At 56.8% G+C, this 17,930-nt stretch carries 22 protein-coding genes; all 22 read right to left on the bottom strand.

Annotated features, from left to right (window positions below):
- Positions 1-3: 3 nt before the first annotated feature.
- Positions 4-996, bottom strand: coding sequence for a DNA-directed RNA polymerase subunit alpha (locus HMPREF2528_RS00365; protein ID WP_005505031.1), 993 nt, complete (start codon positions 994-996; stop codon positions 4-6).
- A gap of 138 nt (positions 997-1,134) precedes the next feature.
- Positions 1,135-1,542 carry a 30S ribosomal protein S11 gene (gene rpsK, locus HMPREF2528_RS00360; protein ID WP_005505028.1) on the bottom strand — a complete coding sequence of 136 codons (408 nt, stop codon included), beginning with the start codon at positions 1,540-1,542 and terminating at the stop codon, positions 1,135-1,137.
- Positions 1,543-1,610: 68 nt separating this feature from the next.
- On the bottom strand, positions 1,611-1,979 hold the full coding sequence (gene rpsM, locus HMPREF2528_RS00355; RefSeq protein ID WP_005505026.1) for a 30S ribosomal protein S13: 369 nt from the start codon (positions 1,977-1,979) through the stop codon (positions 1,611-1,613).
- A 180-nt stretch (positions 1,980-2,159) separates the two neighbouring features.
- A complete protein-coding gene (gene rpmJ / locus HMPREF2528_RS00350; protein ID WP_004005257.1) occupies positions 2,160-2,273 on the bottom strand; it encodes a 50S ribosomal protein L36 in 114 nt (37 codons plus the stop codon).
- A 124-nt stretch (positions 2,274-2,397) separates the two neighbouring features.
- Positions 2,398-2,619 (bottom strand): translation initiation factor IF-1, encoded by a 222-nt coding sequence (infA, locus tag HMPREF2528_RS00345; protein ID WP_005505018.1) that lies wholly within the window; start codon positions 2,617-2,619, stop codon positions 2,398-2,400.
- Positions 2,620-2,906: 287 nt separating this feature from the next.
- Positions 2,907-4,121, bottom strand: a complete 1,215-nt coding sequence (gene rlmN, locus HMPREF2528_RS00340; protein WP_044150213.1) for a dual-specificity RNA methyltransferase RlmN — start codon at positions 4,119-4,121, stop codon at positions 2,907-2,909.
- Positions 4,122-4,245: 124 nt separating this feature from the next.
- Complete coding sequence (gene map, locus HMPREF2528_RS00335) at positions 4,246-5,085, bottom strand: type I methionyl aminopeptidase (protein ID WP_070541449.1); 840 nt, start codon at positions 5,083-5,085, stop codon at positions 4,246-4,248.
- A 119-nt stretch (positions 5,086-5,204) separates the two neighbouring features.
- The gene (locus HMPREF2528_RS00330; protein ID WP_005505015.1) at positions 5,205-5,768 is read right to left on the bottom strand and encodes an adenylate kinase; all 564 of its coding nucleotides are present in this window, start codon (positions 5,766-5,768) and stop codon (positions 5,205-5,207) included.
- Positions 5,765-7,072, bottom strand: coding sequence for a preprotein translocase subunit SecY (gene secY / locus HMPREF2528_RS00325; RefSeq protein WP_012903060.1), 1,308 nt, complete (start codon positions 7,070-7,072; stop codon positions 5,765-5,767). The genes HMPREF2528_RS00330 and secY overlap by 4 nt, the downstream gene beginning before the upstream one ends.
- Before the next feature lie 280 nt (positions 7,073-7,352).
- Positions 7,353-7,799, bottom strand: coding sequence for a 50S ribosomal protein L15 (gene rplO, locus HMPREF2528_RS00320; RefSeq protein ID WP_005505008.1), 447 nt, complete (start codon positions 7,797-7,799; stop codon positions 7,353-7,355).
- Between the two features lie 2 nt (positions 7,800-7,801).
- Positions 7,802-8,008, bottom strand: coding sequence for a 50S ribosomal protein L30 (gene rpmD, locus HMPREF2528_RS00315; protein WP_004005265.1), 207 nt, complete (start codon positions 8,006-8,008; stop codon positions 7,802-7,804).
- A 2-nt stretch (positions 8,009-8,010) separates the two neighbouring features.
- On the bottom strand, positions 8,011-8,655 hold the full coding sequence (rpsE, locus tag HMPREF2528_RS00310) for a 30S ribosomal protein S5 (RefSeq protein ID WP_171840195.1): 645 nt from the start codon (positions 8,653-8,655) through the stop codon (positions 8,011-8,013).
- Positions 8,656-8,684: 29 nt separating this feature from the next.
- Positions 8,685-9,044, bottom strand: coding sequence for a 50S ribosomal protein L18 (gene rplR, locus HMPREF2528_RS00305; protein WP_005505006.1), 360 nt, complete (start codon positions 9,042-9,044; stop codon positions 8,685-8,687).
- A 2-nt stretch (positions 9,045-9,046) separates the two neighbouring features.
- Complete coding sequence (gene rplF / locus HMPREF2528_RS00300) at positions 9,047-9,583, bottom strand: 50S ribosomal protein L6 (RefSeq protein WP_005505004.1); 537 nt, start codon at positions 9,581-9,583, stop codon at positions 9,047-9,049.
- 27 nt (positions 9,584-9,610) lie between these two features.
- Positions 9,611-10,009: a 30S ribosomal protein S8 gene (gene rpsH, locus HMPREF2528_RS00295; protein WP_005505003.1), complete on the bottom strand. Its 399-nt coding sequence runs from the start codon at positions 10,007-10,009 to the stop codon at positions 9,611-9,613.
- 73 nt (positions 10,010-10,082) lie between these two features.
- Positions 10,083-10,643 (bottom strand): 50S ribosomal protein L5, encoded by a 561-nt coding sequence (rplE, locus tag HMPREF2528_RS00290; protein ID WP_005505001.1) that lies wholly within the window; start codon positions 10,641-10,643, stop codon positions 10,083-10,085.
- Positions 10,643-10,978, bottom strand: coding sequence for a 50S ribosomal protein L24 (gene rplX / locus HMPREF2528_RS00285; RefSeq protein ID WP_005504988.1), 336 nt, complete (start codon positions 10,976-10,978; stop codon positions 10,643-10,645). Before rplX ends, rplE begins: the two co-directional genes overlap by 1 nt.
- A gap of 3 nt (positions 10,979-10,981) precedes the next feature.
- On the bottom strand, positions 10,982-11,353 hold the full coding sequence (gene rplN, locus HMPREF2528_RS00280; RefSeq protein ID WP_005504986.1) for a 50S ribosomal protein L14: 372 nt from the start codon (positions 11,351-11,353) through the stop codon (positions 10,982-10,984).
- Between the two features lie 681 nt (positions 11,354-12,034).
- On the bottom strand, positions 12,035-12,811 hold the full coding sequence (locus HMPREF2528_RS00275) for a YncE family protein (protein ID WP_239669209.1): 777 nt from the start codon (positions 12,809-12,811) through the stop codon (positions 12,035-12,037).
- A 1,364-nt stretch (positions 12,812-14,175) separates the two neighbouring features.
- Positions 14,176-16,932, bottom strand: coding sequence for a Vgb family protein (locus HMPREF2528_RS00270; protein ID WP_070506912.1), 2,757 nt, complete (start codon positions 16,930-16,932; stop codon positions 14,176-14,178).
- A gap of 489 nt (positions 16,933-17,421) precedes the next feature.
- Complete coding sequence (rpsQ, locus tag HMPREF2528_RS00265) at positions 17,422-17,694, bottom strand: 30S ribosomal protein S17 (protein ID WP_012903053.1); 273 nt, start codon at positions 17,692-17,694, stop codon at positions 17,422-17,424.
- On the bottom strand, positions 17,691-17,930 hold the full coding sequence (gene rpmC / locus HMPREF2528_RS00260) for a 50S ribosomal protein L29 (RefSeq protein ID WP_005504969.1): 240 nt from the start codon (positions 17,928-17,930) through the stop codon (positions 17,691-17,693). Before rpmC ends, rpsQ begins: the two co-directional genes overlap by 4 nt.

Genomic DNA, 17,930 nt, shown 5'->3' with positions numbered 1-17,930 from the left:
AAATTATTCGCCGGAACCGTCTTCGTCATCAAGCGGGCGTGCAGCAGGCTCGAAACCGGGAGGGGAGTCCTTCAGAGCCAGGCCGAGCTCAATGAGCTTTGCCTTGACCTCGTCAATGGACTTAGCACCGAAGTTACGGATGTCCATCAGGTCAGCTTCACTGCGGGTCACGAGCTCACCCACGGTGTGGATGCCCTCGCGCTTGAGGCAGTTGTAGGAGCGGACGGACATGTTCAGGTCCTCGATCGGCAGTGCCAGATCAGCGGCCATGGACTCGTCGGCGGGCGACGGGCCAACTTCGATACCCTCAGCTGCAATGTTCAGCTCACGTGCCAGGCCGAAGAGCTCGACCAGGGTGCTGCCTGCAGAAGCAACGGCGTCACGCGGTGCGATGGCTTCCTTGGTTTCGACGTCCAGGGTCAGGCTGTCGAAGTCGGTGCGCTGCTCAACACGGGTCGCGTTCACGCTGAAGGTAACCTTCAGAACCGGGGAGTAGATGGAGTCAACCGGGATACGGCCAATCTCGCCATCGCCGACCTTGTTCTGAGCTGCAGTCACGTAGCCGCGACCGCGCTCGATAACCAGCTCAGCGTTGAAGTTTGCCGAGGCGTTCAGGGTTGCTAGGTGCAGTTCCGGGTTGTGGATCTCCACGCCAGCGGGAACCTCGATGTCGCCTGCGGTCAGTTCACCTTCGCCCTGCTTGCGCAGGTAGGCCACGACGGGCTCGTCGTTCTCAGAAGAGATGGAGAGCTTCTTGATGTTCAAGATGATCTCAGTGACGTCCTCGGTCACGCCGGGAACGGTGCTGAACTCGTGCAGTACACCATCAATGCGGACGCTGGTAACAGCGGCGCCGGGGATGGAGGACAGCAGAGTACGGCGGAGGGAGTTACCCATGGTGTAGCCGAAACCGGGCTCCAGAGGCTCGATGGTGAAGCGCGAGCGGTTGGGCGCTACGACCTCTTCAGTCAGAGTGGGGCGCTGTGCAATAAGCACTTTGTTTCCTTTCGGTGAGCTCCGCTATATGAGCCCACAGGTTGGGGAAAACATATCTTAGGAAGCAGACGGGTGTCTGTACTCTCCGGGTACAGCTCCGTGGAGCGTACCCGTCGAGGGATTAGGTCAGGGACCTAATTAGACGCGGCGGCGCTTCGGGGGACGGCAACCGTTGTGTGCAACGGGGGTAACGTCCTGAATCGAACCGACCTCGAGGCCTGCAGCCTGCAGGGAGCGGATTGCGGTTTCGCGACCGGAACCGGGGCCCTTGACGAACACGTCAACCTTGCGGACGCCGTGCTCCTTGGCGCGGTTTGCAGCAGCCTCAGCAGCCAGCTGTGCGGCGTAGGGGGTGGACTTACGGGAGCCCTTGAAGCCCATGTCGCCAGCGGAGGACCAGGAGATCACTGCACCGGTGGGATCGGTGATGGAGACGATGGTGTTGTTGAAGGTCGACTTGATGTGAGCCTGACCAGCAACGATGTTCTTGCTAACCTTGCGGCGGTTGGTCTTACGAGCTGCCGCAGCGCGAGTCTTGGGAGGCATTTTTGATTCTCCTACAAAGGTTTTCTAATACGTTGGTCGGATAGAGATATCCAACAGAGCAACGTTGCTTACTTCTTCTTACCTGCGACGGTACGCTTCGGACCCTTGCGGGTACGTGCGTTAGTCTTGGTGCGCTGACCGTGAACCGGCAGGCCGCGGCGGTGGCGCAGGCCCTGGTAGGAACCGATTTCAACCTTACGGCGGATGTCAGCTGCAACCTCGCGGCGAAGATCACCTTCAACCTTGTAGTTGCCTTCGATGAAGTCACGAAGTGCCACGAGCTCCTGGTCGGTCAGGTCCTTGACGCGGGTGTCAGGGTTGACGCCGGTAGCAGCGAGGGTTTCGTGTGCACGGGTCTTGCCCACGCCGTAGATGTAAGTGAGAGCAACTTCCACGCGCTTTTCGCGGGGAATATCAACTCCAGCGAGACGTGCCATACTGGCTTCTCCTTGTTGTTTTCCAGAGGTCTATAGCATCACTGCCCGAGTTATTCTGGCTCGGTCCCCGGCCTCTGAGTCCGGAGGTATCCGAAGGCGCCTCTTGGGGCGTTGCTTCGGAGCGGTGCCTATGACAATTCCACCCTCTTATAGGGCGGCTATGAAGTCAGCTGCTAGGGATTAGCCCTGGCGCTGCTTGTGGCGCGGGTTTTCGCAGATCACCATGACCACACCGTGACGGCGGATCACCTTGCACTTATCGCAGATCGGCTTAACGCTCGGCTTGACCTTCATCGCATTCCTTTTGATTGCAACTTGATTACTGGCGAGATAAGAGGTTCCCTCACTTACGTTGGGGAACTGCGTTATCCCTTTGAACACGATTTAAACGCCGCCAGAGGCGACGTTTATCTCGGGTTTACTTGTAACGGTAGACGATACGACCTCGGGAAAGGTCGTAGGGGCTCAGTTCCACTACTACTCGGTCCTCAGGCAGGATGCGAATGTAGTGCTGACGCATCTTGCCCGAGATGTGTGCGAGAACCTTGTGGCCGTTATCCAGCTCAACACGGAACATCGCGTTGGGCAGAGCTTCAACCACAGAGCCTTCAATCTCGATGACGCCGTCTTTCTTAGCCATATCCTCCGCTAACGTCGGTGCCCGTCGCAGGTGCGGCGGGCAAATGTATCTTCTGTTTGTGAGCTCACCGCGGTGAGGTGCTGGGGCGTTTTAAGGCGCACTTAACACTGGCACAAACAACCAACTGTTAACTCTACGGCAAAGACCCTGGAAAAACAACCGTGATTTTTATGACATCAGGCACTTAAGGTTTAAAAGGAAGAAGCCCCTCCCCCCACGCTCCAGAAAGCCTTGAGGATTTCCATCCGCAGGAAAGGGGCACCGCTTATCGGTCAAAGCTCAGCTACTTAGTCTTCCTTAGCGGCAAGCTGACCGCATGCACCATCAATATCTGAGCCTCGAGTATCACGAATAGTCGTCGGAATACCATGTGCACGCAGACGCTCCACAAAGTTCTGCTCAACGCCCTTACGGGATGCCGTCCACTTCGAACCCGGGGTCGGGTTCAGCGGAATCGGGTTCACGTGCACCCAGCCACGGCCGCGCTGAGCCAGCTTCTTACCGAGCAGATCCGCACGCCAGCCCTGATCGTTAATATCTCGAATCAGTGCATACTCAATGGAAACGCGGCGGCCGGTCGTACGGTAGTAGTCGTATGCAGCGTCCAGAGTCTCGTCGACCTTCCAACGCTGGTTAATCGGGATGAGCTCATCACGTAGCTCATCATCCGGAGCGTGCAGAGACAGCGCCAAAGTAATGGGCAGCTTCTCCAGCTCAAACTTACGAATACCCGGCACCAGGCCCACGGTCGACATGGTCAGACCGCGAGCAGAAATACCGAGGCCCTCGGGCGAAGGGTCAATCAGGCGGTGCACAGCACCCATGGTTGCCTTGTAGTTAGCAAGCGCCTCGCCCATACCCATGAAGACAATATTGGAAACACGCAGCGGACGAGTATCCTCAGAACCGCCTTCTGCTTCTTCCAGGCCCTTCATCTGCTTCAGGTAGCGGGCACCGGCAACGACCTGCTCCACAATTTCCGCGGTGGACAGGTTGCGAGTCAAACCCTGCTGACCGGTCGCACAGAAGGGGCAGTTCATACCGCAGCCAGCCTGCGAAGAGATGCACATGGTCACGCGGTTGTCATAACGCATGATGACAGACTCAATGAGCGCACCATCAAAGAGGCGGTGCACAACCTTCAGGGTGTCGCCACCGTCAGCCTCGAGGGTACGGACCGGGGTCAGAAGCTGAGGCATCGCCTGTGCAACCATCTGCTCGCGGTCCTTAGCCGGCAGGTCAGTCATCTCAGCGGGGTCAGTGACCAGACGCTCAAAATAGTGCTTGGACAGCTGGGATGCACGGAACGACTGGTAGCCAAGTTCCTTCAGAAATTCACGGCGGCCAGCCATGTCGAAGTCAGCGATATGCTTGGGCGGCTTCGCACGGCGCGGTGCTTTCAGGGCAATCTGGCCGGGTGCGGGGCGAACGTTCGAGATTTCAACCGGCACCTTGGTCGCAGCGGGTGCGGTTGCCTCGCCGCTATTGAGAGTTTCGCTCATGGAGCTTCTTCCTTGTGATGTGGATGCTTTCGGATGCGCTATCACGCACCGGACCGGATTCGCCGGTTTCTTCGGGTGGAGGTGGGGCAGCTAAAGGTGGATACCCCTCCCCTAGTGGTGGGACTTAGGCGGGGATCGGAACCGGGGTTACGCCAAAGCGAGCAAGTTCGCTTGCACCACCGTCTTCTGCAGTCAGGACCCAGATACCTTCGCTATGCACAGCAACGGAGTGCTCCCACTGGCAGGCATCGGAGCCGTCAACGGTTACAACGGTCCAGTCGTCGGAGAGCACCTTGGTCTCGATGGAACCAGTCACAAGCATCGGCTCAATAGCGAAAGCCATGCCGGGCTTGATCTTCGGCCCCATGTCACGCACTGCGTAGTTCAGTACGTCCGGTGCCATATGCATCTGGGAACCGATGCCGTGGCCCACGTAGTCTTCAATAATGCCGTACTTATCGCCGTATTCTTCGGTCACATATGCTTCGATGGCAAGGCCGATTTCGCCGACCTTCTTTGCGGTTGCCAGAGCGGCGATGCCGTGCCACATTGCCTCGCGAGTGATGGCGGAGAGCTCTGCGCGTGCTTCGCTCACATTGTCACCGACCAGCACAGTACGTGCCGAGTCGCCGTGCCACTGGCGGTTGGTTGCGGGGTCGATAACGTATGCGCCACCGTCGATAGAAAGGATGTCGCCGTCCTTGAGCACGTAGTCGCCGGGGATGCCGTGAACGACCTCATGGTTGACGGAGGTGCATACGGTTGCCGGGTAGTCGTAGTAGCCGTAGAAGTTGGAGGTGCCACCCAGTTCCAGCATGGTGCGTTCAAAAGCGGCGTTCACCTCTGCGGTGGTTGCGCCGGGGCGAGCTGCCGCCACTGCCGCATCGAGCGCGCGGCTGGTGATGACTCCTGCACGAGCCATCTGCTGAAGCTGTGCATTGGTTTTAATTTCGACTCGTGCCATTCTGGCTCCTTAGGTATAGGGGCGGTGCGCCCAAGCTTAGAACTCTACAGACAGCACTGTACCCCCGCAAGTCTTTGTGATGCATCATGCACCTCAAATTGCGGGGGTACAGCAGAAGATTACTTCAGAGCGTCGAGGATGCGCTCGGTGACTTCAGCAATCTCGCCGAGGCCGTTAACTTCCTTGACGATGCCGCGTTCGCGGTAGATTGCGATCAGCGGTGCGGTCTCTTCTTCGTAGACCTTCAGGCGGTGACGAATGACCTCTTCGTTGTCATCGGTACGACCCTGCTCTGCTGCGCGGTTGAGCAGACGCTCAACGAGTTCGTCGTTGTCTGCAACCAGCAGGAGAACTCGATCGATCTTCTCACCCTTGGCTTCGAGGATGGAGTCTAGCTCGTGCACCTGGGAGGTGTTGCGGGGGTAGCCGTCGAGCAGGAAGCCGTTGACGACGTCGCTTTCCTCCAGACGTGCGCGCACCATGTTGTTGGTGACAGAGTCGGGAACCAGGTTGCCGGAGTCGATGTACGACTTCGCTTCCTTGCCCAGCTCGGTCTCTTCCTTGATGTTCTTACGGAAGATATCACCGGTGGAAATCGCGGGAATCTTCAGCGCTTCAGCGATCTTGACGGCCTGGGTGCCCTTACCTGCACCGGGAGGGCCGACGATGAGCAGACGGTTCATCGGAGCAGTCCTTCGTAGTTTCGTTGTTGGAGCTGAGCGTTGATCTGCTTGAGAGTATCAAGACCAACACCCACCACGATCAGCAGCGAGGCGCCGCCGAACGGGAAATTCTGGTTTGCGTTGAATAGGATAAGCGCTACCAGGGGAATCATGGAAATTACACCCAGGTAAAGTGCGCCAGGCAACGTAATTCGGTTGAGTACGTAGCTGAGGTAACGCGCGGTGGGCTTACCCGCACGGATGCCGGGAATGAAGCCACCGTACTTCTTCATATTGTCCGCTACTTCTACCGGGTCGAAGGTGACCGCCACGTAGAAGTACGCGAAGCCAATAATCATGAAGAAGTAGAGAGCAATGTACAGCGGGTGATCGCCGCGCACCAGGTATGCGTTAATCCAGTTGACCCAGTCCGGCGGGGTGGAGCCGTCGGTGGGGGTGTTGAACTGGGCAATCAGGCCGGGCAGGGTCAGCAGGGAGGACGCGAAGATCAGCGGGATCACGCCGGCCATGTTGACCTTCAGCGGGATGTAGGTGCTGGTGCCGCCAATGGTGCGTCGACCAATCATGCGCTTTGCATACTGCACGGGGATACGGCGAACGGACTGTTCCACGTAGACCACGGCAAGCATGACCAGCAGGCCAATACCGCAGACAGCCGCGAAGATACCCCAACCGTGGGTGCGCTGGATGGAGCCCAGAGCGCTCGGGAAGGAGGAAGCGATGGAGGTGAAGATCAGCAGGGACATACCGTTGCCGACGCCACGCTCGGTAATCTGCTCACCCATCCACATGATGACGGTGGTACCTGCACACAGGGTGACGATAATCAGCAGGATGTGCAGTACGTCGTCCTGGGGGATGATGCCCGGGCAGTTACCCAGCAGAACGCCAGAGCGTGCCATCGAGACGATGGTGGTTGCATTCAGCAGAGCAAGAGCGATGGTCAGGTAGCGGGTGTACTGGGTGAGCTTTGCCTGACCCTGCGCGCCCTCATCGTGCAGCTCCTGGAATCGCGGGATGACCACGCGTAGCAGCTGGATGATAATGGACGCGGTAATGTACGGCATCACGCCGAGGGCAAAGATCGAAAGCTGCAGCAGTGCGCCACCACTGAAGAGGTTGACGATATCGTAGACGCCACCGCTTGTAACATTGGCGTTCAGACACTGCTGTACATTTCCGTAGGAAACGCCTGGCGCGGGGATGAAAGTGCCCACGCGGTACAGCACAATCATTGCCAGGGTAAACAGCAGCTTACGCCGCAAATCGGCGGTCTTGACGACTCGCCCGAATGCGCTCAGCACATGTCCTCCTGTAAGTCTATGGGGCGCCCATCCCTCTCAAAGAGTTTTAGGGCGCAGTAAACACATCTTCCAGTCTATCGTGTTTGGAGCGGGTAACGATAACTCCCTAGCAGATTATGTAGCTTTTATATTCTCTTAGCGTGATTTTTGAACGCCAAATGTGGCGCACACCAAGCGTTCAAATATACGAATACAGGAATATATCCCGTTGTGAGTCTTTCCGAGCAGCAAAAAGCCCCCGCCGTACAGTGTACGGACGGGGGCTTTCTCGTCTTGAAGACTACTTAACGGTTACAGAACCGCCAGCGGCCTCGATCTTCTCAATAGCGGAAGCCGATGCCTTGTCAACAACAACGTTCACCTTGACGGAGATTTCGCCGTTGCCCAGAACCTTCACGAGCTCGTTCTTGCGAACGGCACCCTTAGCAACCAGTGCCTCGACGGTGACGTCGCCACCGTTGGGGAACAGTTCCTGGATGCGGTCCAGGTTAACAACCTGGTACTCGGTGCGGAAGGGGTTCTTGAAGCCGCGCAGCTTCGGCAGGCGCATGTGCAGCGGCAGCTGGCCGCCTTCGAAGCCTGCACGAACCTGGTAACGTGCCTTGGTACCCTTGGTACCGCGACCTGCGGTCTTACCCTTGGAGCCTTCACCGCGGCCAACGCGGGTCTTTGCCTTGTGGGCACCCGGTGCCGGGCGCAGATCGTGAATCTTGATAGCTTCTGCCATCTTTACTTGACCTCCTCAACCTTCACCAGGTGAGCAACGGTGTTAACCATGCCAACGGTGACGGGGTCAGCAGTGCGGACTACCTTGTTGCCGGGGCGCTTGAGGCCCAGGGAACGCAGGGTGTCGCGCATGTTCTGCTTCTGACCAACATAGGACTTGACCTGGGTGATTTCCAGCTTTGCGTCGCTGGGCTGAATACGCTTGGCCATTACTACGCACCTGCCTTTTCAGACTTGGTGTTGCGCAGGTAGCTGGGGATAACCTCATCGGTGGGCAGGCCACGGCGGGCTGCCACTGCCAGGGGCTCCTCGAGCTCCTTGAGTGCTGCAACAGTTGCGTGAACGATGTTGATCTGGTTGGAGGAACCGAGCGACTTGGACAGCACGTCGTGAATGCCTGCGCACTCGAGTACTGCACGCACGGGGCCACCTGCGATAACACCGGTACCAGCGGTTGCCGGGCGGAGCATCACAACGCCTGCAGCTGCCTCACCCTGCACACGGTGCGGGATGGTGCGGCCTTCGATGCGGGGAACGCGGAAGAAGTTCTTCTTTGCTTCCTCGACACCCTTGGAGATTGCTGCGGGAACTTCCTTAGCCTTACCGTAGCCAACGCCGACCAGGCCGTTACCGTCACCAACGACGACCAGTGCGGTGAAGCTGAAGCGACGACCACCCTTGACGACCTTGGAAACGCGGTTGATGGTCACAACGCGCTCGATGTACTTGTCCTTCTCCTCCTCGCGAGCGCGGTTGTTACGGCGCTCACCACGGCCACGACGCTCGCCGCGGTTGTTGCGGCGCTCCTCGCGCTGGTTGGAGGTCTCAGCGGTTTCAGCTACTACTGCTTCGCTCACCTGAGTTTCCTTTACGTTCTGCTCGCTCATTAGAGTGCAAGACCTCCCTCGCGTGCACCGTCAGCAACGGCTGCAACACGGCCGTGGTACTTGTTACCACCGCGGTCGAACACGACTGCCTCAACACCAGCTGCCTTGGCGCGCTCTGCTACGAGCTCACCAACGCGCTTTGCCTTAGCGGTCTTGTCCAGGTCAGCTGCACGCAGCTCTGCTTCCATGGTGGAAGCGGATGCCAGGGTTACGCCCTTGACATCGTCGATAACCTGAACGAACATGTGACGGGTCGAACGGGTGACGCACAGGCGCGGACGCGCAGCGGTACCCGAAACGTACTTGCGGATGCGAGCGTGACGACGTGCACGCTGCGCTGCCTTCGACTTGATAGCCATGTTTACTTACCAGCCTTTCCGACCTTGCGGCGGATGTGCTCACCTGCGTAGCGAACACCCTTACCCTTGTAGGGATCGGGCTTACGCAGACCACGAATGTTTGCTGCAACCTGACCAACGAGCTGCTTGTCGATACCCGACACGGTCAGCTTGTTAGCACCCTCCACTGCGAAGGTAATACCCTCGGGAGCGGTGATGTTGATCGGGTGGGAGTAGCCCAGAGCGAACTCCAGGTCGTTACCCTTCGGGGTCACACGGTAACCGGTACCAACGATTTCCAGCTTCTTTTCGTAGCCGGAGGTAACGCCGATAATCAGGTTCTGAATCAGGGTACGAGTCAGACCGTGCAGCGAGCGAGACAGGCGCTCGTCGTTCGGACGAGATACAACGATCTCGTTTTCGTTCAGAGCCACGGTGATGGGGGAAGCTACCTTGTGGGAGAGCTCGCCCTTCGGGCCCTTAACGGTAACCAGGTTGCCATCGACCTTAACCTCAACGCCGGCGGGAACCGAGATGGGGAGACGTCCAATACGTGACATTATTCTCTTCCTTTCTCTTCTAACCGACTACCAGATGTAAGCGATGACTTCGCCGCCCACGCCCTTCTTCGCAGCCTGCTTGTCAGTGAGCAGACCCGAAGAGGTGGACAGGATTGCGATGCCGAGGCCACCCAGAACCTGGGGCAGGTTGGTGGACTTTGCGTAGGTACGCAGGCCCGGCTTGGAAATACGACGCACGCCAGCGATGGAACGCTCGCGGGACGGACCGTACTTGAGGACGAGGGTCAGGGTCTTGCCGACCTTTGCATCCTCAACCTTCACGTCGGCGATGTAGCCCTCAGCCTTCAGGATCTCAGCAATGCGAGCCTTCAGCTTGGAGTAGGGCATGGATACGGTGTCGTGGTATGCGGAGTTTGCGTTACGCAAACGGGTCAGCATATCTGCGACCGGATCAGTCATAGTCATTGTGGGCTTTAGCCCTTCCTCGTTGTGGTTTCCCTACCCCGCGGTAACGGGGTCTGGACCTACAACGTAGTCGTTAGTTGGTCTTGAACGGGAAGCCCAGTGCCTTCAGGATTGCACGGCCTTCTTCGTCGGTCTTCGCGGAGGTCACCACGGTGATGTCCATACCACGCACGCGGTCGATCGAGTCCTGATCGATTTCGTGGAACATGGACTGCTCGGTCAGACCGAAGGTGTAGTTACCATTACCGTCGAACTGGCGGTCCGAGAGGCCGCGGAAGTCGCGGATTCGGGGCAGTGCCAGGGTGACGAGGCGGTCCAGGAATTCCCACATGCGGTCGCCACGCAGGGTGACGTGTGCGCCGATGGGCATACCTTCGCGCAGCTTGAACTGTGCGATGGACTTCTTAGCGCGGGTAACAATCGGCTTCTGACCGGTGATTGCGGTGAGATCGCGGATTGCGCCGTCCATGAGCTTTGCGTCGCGAGCTGCCTCGCCAACACCCATGTTTACGACGACCTTAACGATCTTCGGGGTCTGCATGACGTTCTCGTACTTGAACTCTTCCTGCAGAGCGGGAACGACGACCTCAGCGTACTTGGTCTTGAAGCGGGGGGTGATCTTGGTTTCGGTCATTAGATGTCCTTACCCGAACGCTTAGCAACGCGCACGCGAACGGTGCGCTCCTTGCCGTCACGCTCTACAGTCTCGAGGCGGAAACCAACACGGGTCGGCTTCTTGGTCTCGGGGTCAACAATCGCAACGTTAGAAACGTGGATCGGTGCCTCAACCTTCTGAATGCCGCCTGCTGCGCCGGTCAGGGGGTTAGCCTTGGTGTGCTTGGTGACGACCTTGACGCCCTCAACAATCACGCGGTTTTCCTTGGGGAGAACCTTCAGAACCTTGCCCTGCTTGCCCTTATCTGCACCGGAAATAACCTGAACCAGGTCGCCGGACTTGATCTTAGCCATGAATTAGAGCACCTCCGGAGCCAGCGAAACGATCTTCATGAACTTCTTGTCGCGAAGCTCACGACCCACGGGGCCGAAGATACGGGTACCACGGGGATCACCATCAGTGTTCTTCAGGATCACTGCGGAGTTCTCGTCGAACTTGATGTAGGAGCCGTCGGGACGACGGGTTTCCTTCTTGGTGCGGACGACGACTGCCTTGACAACGTCACCCTTCTTTACGGTACCGCCGGGGATTGCATCCTTGACGGTTGCGACAATGATGTCGCCAATGCCTGCGTAGCGACGCGAGGAACCACCGAGAACACGGATGGTCAGGATTTCCTTCGCACCAGTGTTGTCGGCGACCTTCAGTCGCGACTCCTGCTGAATCATATTTCTCCTGTCGTCTCGCCGGTTCCGACTCGCTTTAGGCGCGAGCCAGCCTTGCGGAACATTTTTACGGGATTGGTTGACGCCCCGGGCCCCAACTCTATGGAAGGGGTTAGCGGAAACGCCTGGGGCAAACCCATGCCAGAAGCATTTGGACCCGCGTGAAGCGGGCGTATCCCACCCGTAAATAGCGGCATTATGCACTGGCACGAGAAGCCCGTGGTTGTGCGGCTATTTGGATACAGCCACACAGTCTTAACACTGTACAGGAAGCAGGTATGTAGCGCAAGAGTTTGCCGACTATGATTTCAGTCTCCTCCACCCTATCTCTGGGGATAGCCGGGCTTAGAGAGCAAAAACCCCATACCCCACATCACCATCGATTGAGAAGGCCCCTTATTTGACACTTAAAGCAGGAGGCCCCTTCGTGTAGTTCCTGACGCATAAGAAACTGAAGGGGCCTCGAGAAATCTATCAAACAATGTGTCAAACAAAGAAGATAGATATTAATATTTTACTACGCTTTAATGTCCCTCCACGACAGACTTGCCGCAGTACTGGCAAGAGACCACCCCGGTCCTACTCCCCACCTCTCAGACATACGCACAGTGCTAGAGCGCGGCTAGAGCGCGGCACGCACTACGTTGATATATCAGCTGCTCTCAGTCGCTCTTCACTCATCAGCTAGGGCATATATACTTTCGCGATACCGTCACGAACGATAGGGCGAGGAGGTTCTCCCGGTCGAGTCTCTTCTGCAGCCTCGTAGTATTCGCCAGAGTTTGCATCCAGCACGTAGGGAACCTCAGCTGCGGGGTAGTCTCCTGCTTTATCGACAGCAATAACACTCCCGTCCTTCAACAGGACCTGGTGGTTAATGCGGGTGGGAGCCACCTGCACGGTGTCAATAATGGCTCGATTGAGCGTATTAATGACGGTAACAGTTCCGCCACCAGCAACTGCCGCCTCCCCCTTGCCACCGAAATCAGCAACATAGAGCAGGTGACGTTCTGCATCGAGCAAGATATCGGTGGGCATCTTTCCGAACGGAAGATAAGCGAGGTGCTCACCCTCAAAGCTCAGAACATACAGACCGCCATTCTTACCCTCGCGCCCTTGCGCAGAGACATATAGTTCACCGCGCGTCGAATCAATCTCCACACCGTGAACACCGACTGGAGTATTGGCGTCTTCCCCGCCAATTACGGGTAGCTTGCGTGCAAGCTCCCAGGTATTCATATCCACAACCCAGATTTCATCTCGCATAATATTCGGGATGTACAGGAGGCTACGGCTTTCGTCCGCTACGGGTCCTAGTAGCATGGCAGGGCCTTCCCCTTGAAGGGGGCTAACCCTACGTTCCCCCTCTGCGGTGGGTGCAGAAATCACCTGGTAGCCGCCCATTCCGGTAACGAGTACGGCACCGTTGGGTGCGACGTATAGCTCACGCGGAGTCAGCATCTCTACTTCTAGAACGAGAGAATCCCATACGCGCGATAGGTCCTTTTGGGAGTATGCGGTAACCGAGTTTGTGCGGGTTCCTCCGGTCCAGAGAAGCCCCCGTTCATTGTCTGCGGCTAACCCATAGGCAGCTTGAACCTGGAAGAGGTTTGCTAGTTCGGGGTTATTTTCCGGGATAACGGGCAGAGTAGCCGTCTGCTCAATCTGCAGGGTATCCGCGTTTATGCGAGCAATTGTGGCGCAGAGAGTGCCGTGGGTCTTTGTGTGGTTATAGCTTCCACTTACAAAAAGAACGTTCTCTTCAGGGTTGTATGCCACTTGATACTGGCCAGCAAGTCCCGCGGAACGATCCACGGAAAAACGCTTAGCATCCGGCACGTTCTTCTGCTCTTCTCCTGCGACAGGGGGAACCATAAGTATCTCCAGAGTTGTGTAGTTTGGAGGCTAGCTCACCTTATATTTTGCGGGCTTAGCATCCGGAGCTTTCTGCTGTATATCTTACGCTTTGCCCACCATTTTGAGGCTTTTCTAGTGCAGTCCATGCACTACGAAATTCATCCTCAAGAGGTCCTATATTGGCATCCGGAGCTGTTCTCCCCTCCGGCTCTGAGCGGGGCAAATTTACCCCATGAAAGCTTTACAATATAAACATAATTAGCATAAAAGACATATATCTAGAACTATCGGCATCTTCTAGAACTAAAAGACTTATATCGAGTCGACCAGAGCCATAGATTTTGTAATATTTCTTCACCTCTGACCCCCTCAAAACAGCGTTCTGAAAAAATCTGCTTAAAAATTTAGAAATTAAGGGTTGTTTTTTCAAAAATCAAGTTTTTTAGCAAAAATCGCGATTCAAGGTGCGAAAATCAGCGAGATGTACCATAATAGAAGAGACGCATGCGTCAAACAAGAGGTTCGGTCCTTATCGGACAGATTTCTTGGGTCCCTTTTTCCTCGCTAATCCGTTTGTCTAGGGACCGAACCTCGCTTTGACACTAAACCCGCACTTCGGTGCGGGTTTTCTTCGTATTTGAGGCGTTAGAATCCCGCACTTCATTCTTCAGGCTGTTAACTCGTCAAATAAGGGCGGGCGAGCGCAGAGGGTGCGCTTCACCCTTCCTCCGCTTCTCTTCCGCTCTCCCCCGCTACTACTTCTGATCCTGGTCTAGGCCTTCCGCTCGAATACAGACGTATAGGCAAAATGATAGGGGCGGTACCCATCGGTTCGATGGGTACCGCCCCTTTCAGCGCCTATCGGCAGTTTCAGAGAGTCAAGCGGGTTCTTGAATATCTAGCAGATCCCGCTCTACCTCTTTCGCTACCGCCAAGCGGTAGTATCGTGGGCTGCCGTGGGGTACGGGCTATGCCTTGCGGCGACGTGCTACCAGCACGGTTGCGCCAACGACCAGGGCAAGAACGCCGATTCCTGCAGCAACGACGACGCCCGAAGCACCGGTGTTAGCCAGCGAAGACTTCGAGGAGCTCGAAGCGGTGGAGCCGTTGTTGGAAGAGGTGACGTTCTGCGACGAAGAGCCGGAGGTCTTCGGTGCAGTGCTGTCCTTCTTCTGAGCATCAGACTTCAAAGAATCCGCGGGAGCCTTGGACTGATCCTTAGCGTTTTCCTTTACCTGTTCCTTGGAGTCTGCCGGTGCGGAAGGCGCCTCAGAGGGGTTAGTTACAGGTGCATTAGCCGATTCGGATGCCTTCGGTGCAGGTGCCTGGTTGTCAACGCTGAAGGTGTATTCTGCAGCCACACCACCGCGCACGTTATCGTTCTCGGTCAGGGAACCGGAGAGCAGGTAGATAGCAACGCTATCGCCGGTCTTCAGTTCTTCAGTCAGGTTAGAGTTTGCCACGGTGGGGCGGTCGATGGTTGCGGTGAAGTTACCGTTTTCGTCCGCCTTGATGTATGCCCAGATGCCTGCGCTATTGCCTTCAACGCCTGCGAGCTTAGGCTCTACCTTCGCAGAAATAGCGCCCTTGTTCAGCTTGACGGCGATAACGGAGCCCTTACCGTCCAGAGTCTTGAAGCCTTCACCGCGGAAGGTCAGCTTCTGGCCGTCCCAAGTCTTGGGGAAGTAGACCTTAGCGCCGTCCTTGTACTCGTGCACAACCTCATTGGAATTTGCGCTTTCGGAGGGTGCCGGGGTGCTCGGCTCGGGCTTAGCAGACTCGCTCGGAGCCGGAGTAGTCGGCTCAGGCTTAGCAGACTCACTCGGAGCCGGAGTGGTCGGCTCAGGCTTAGCAGACTCGCTCGGAGCCGGAGTGGGCTGTTCGCTATCCGGCAGGCTCAGCTTAGTGCCGGCAGGGTAAGTGGTAGTCACGCCAGAAGGAGTAGCAGCGACCTGGGTGGTTTCTGCCGGTGCGCAGGTCTCAGCGGTGTCTGCCTTCTTCTCTGCAACAGTTGCGGAGAGCGCTTCACCACCGCGAGGAGTGTCACCTTCAACAATGGAGCCGGAGAGCAGGAAGACCGATACCTTATCGCCGCTCTTCAGATTTTCCGTCAGGTTGGAGTTCTCGGTGGTCGGGTACGGCAGTTCAGCGGTGAAGTTACCGTTTTCATCTGCCTGGATGTACGCCCAAACACCTGCGCTGTTGCCCTCAACGCCGTTGAACTTCGGCTCTTCCTTCGCGGAGATACGACCCTTGTTCAGCTTAACGGCGAGCACGGAGCCCTTCGAACCGTCCTGAGTCTTGAAACCTTCACCACGCAGCTTCAGGGTTTCACCGGTGGTCCAGTCCTTCACTGCGTAGAGCTTAGCGCCGTCGGCATAGGTCTTCACCAGCTCTTCAGAAGCAGTCTGCACTGCCGGCTTCGCGGCAGTTTCAACGGTGGTGTTGATCTTCACCATGACGCCGGGGGTAATCGGGGAATCTGCGTTGTCCTTGCCCTTAGGCTCGGTGCTAGAGGTGCGGTATTCACCGGTGGTCTTATCGATGGTGTAGTCGGTTTCGATAGCGGAAGCGCCTTCGACGCTACGTGCTACAGCGTATACGCTACCGTCTGCAGTGACCAGAACATCATTCGCACCGCTAGTTGCGCCGGTGGACACCTGAGACACAACGGTGCCGGTGCGTGCGTCAACAACGCCGACGTTGCCGGTACCGTAATCGGTCACGTACAGCAGGTCACGGGCTTCGTCGGAGGCAAGGGCGAGAGCCTGAGAGCCGAAAGGAATGGTCTTCTTGTAGGCGCCGGTTTCCAGGTCGTAGACGGTGATACCAGAGTTAGTGCCCTTACGGTCACCCTGGGAGCTGACGTAGATTTCCTTCAGAGACTTGTCGATGGTGACGTCAGAGGCGTTCAGGTCGGCTTCAGCATTGTCCTTGTGCAGCTGAATAGTCTTCTCAACCTCGTAGCTCTTGGTGTCGATTACCTTCACGGTGCCGGCACTCAAGGAGGGTACGTAGAGCTTGCCATCAGCGGAGTCCACGTGCATGTTCATTGCGATGTCAGATTCGCCCTTGGCGTCGGTGAATTCAATCTTCTTGACCAGGGCGTGCTGGGTGGTGTCGAAGACGCTAATGCCGCCGGAGCCAGATACAAAGACCTTGCCGCTGGAGGGATCGATGCGTACCTCGCGCGGGTGGTTGACCTCGCCTTCTGCGCTGCTCCAGATAATCTTGTTGGTCGCGGGATCGAAGACAGATACCTTGTTGACGCGGGTCTGGGTCACCCATACGTATCCGGTTGCTTCGTCGTAGGCAATACCGTAGGGAGATTCAATCTGCTTACCGGTCGGTGCGGTAGCGCCACGTGCGGTGAAGTCGGTGGTCGGGAACTGGTAGACAGTGGAGAGGCTCGGGGTGGATCCAACGTTCCAGGTGCCGACACCACCGGTCAGTACCGGCGGGCGGCCGGAGGAGAAGGAGGTGTAGAGGGAGGAGGTTGCTGCCGAGTATGCCAGCTGGTACTGGCCGGGCAGGCCCTGGTACTGGGTAGCGCTCACTGCAATGTGGCGGCATTCCTCAGCAGAGGTCTGGGAGTTTCCTCCGGGGACGGAAGCGGAGACGTTTGCCGCAAAGGTAGCGGGAACCGCAGCGAAAGAACCTGCGACAACGGAAAGTGCGCCAGCAATGGCGAGCAGCTTACGTGAGGGCTTGGGTGAAGAAGTCATGCTGATCCTCGATGATGTGTAGTGGTACTTCTCCAAAGGTCGTGCAACCTCCGGAAGATGCGTAGCTAAGCCCCTATGGATGAAGCAAGGCTAGACTAAGCAACTATAAAGTTGATAATAAGTGCCTCGTTAGGTTATTTTCAAGCAGCTATTATCAGCGCCCACGCTTCTCACGACTCTTTTAGCCACCGTCGCTATCCTCCCTAAAGCCCCGCATACACGCTCCACAAGGGGATTTCTTCCTCCAGCTCAAGCTACGTGGCTCTTTGATAGCGTTGTCCGGTAAAAGTAACCACTTTTCTGTATGACATCTTCAAAAGTTTTATGACAAATATTTATTCGGCATTTCATGACTTCTATCGTTGATTCTGTAGCTCACAGAACTTCCCGCTGAGTTCTCCCGAATAAAGGTTAAACGCAAAGGAGCCCTCTCCTACCTAAGTAGGAGAGGGCTCCTTTTATTGCTCTAGCAGAGAGTCATTAGAGGGCTTACTTAGCCTTCTCGATGATCTCCACGATACGCCAGCGCTTGGAAGCGGACAGCGGACGGGTCTCTGCAATCAGAACGAGGTCACCGATACCAGCAGTGTTCTGCTCGTCGTGTGCCTTGATCTTGGAGCTACGGCGAACGACCTTGCCGTACAGTGCGTGCTTCACGTGGTCCTCGACCTCGACGACAACGGTCTTGTCCATCTTGTCGGAGACAACGTAGCCGCGGCGGGTCTTGCGGTAGCCGCGCTCTTCGTTCTTTACTTCACTCACTTGGACTCACCTTCAGTTGCGGGACGAATACCGAGCTCGCGCTCACGCAGCACGGTGTAGATACGTGCGATGTCGCGCTTGATAGTGCGGCGACGACCTGCGTTAGCCTGACCGGTGACTTCCTGGAAGCGGATGTTGAAGAGTTCCTTCTTCGCTTCGCTCAGCTTTGCAGCCAGCTCTTCGTTGGAGAGCTCTGCGAGCTTATCGATGCTCAGGTCCTTGGATCCTACTGCCAT

This window comes from Rothia sp. HMSC078H08, assembly GCF_001808955.1.
Lineage (GTDB): Bacteria > Actinomycetota > Actinomycetes > Actinomycetales > Micrococcaceae > Rothia.
The sequence above is the reverse complement of the archived record's forward strand: the minus strand, read 5'-3'. Positions and strand labels throughout refer to the sequence as shown.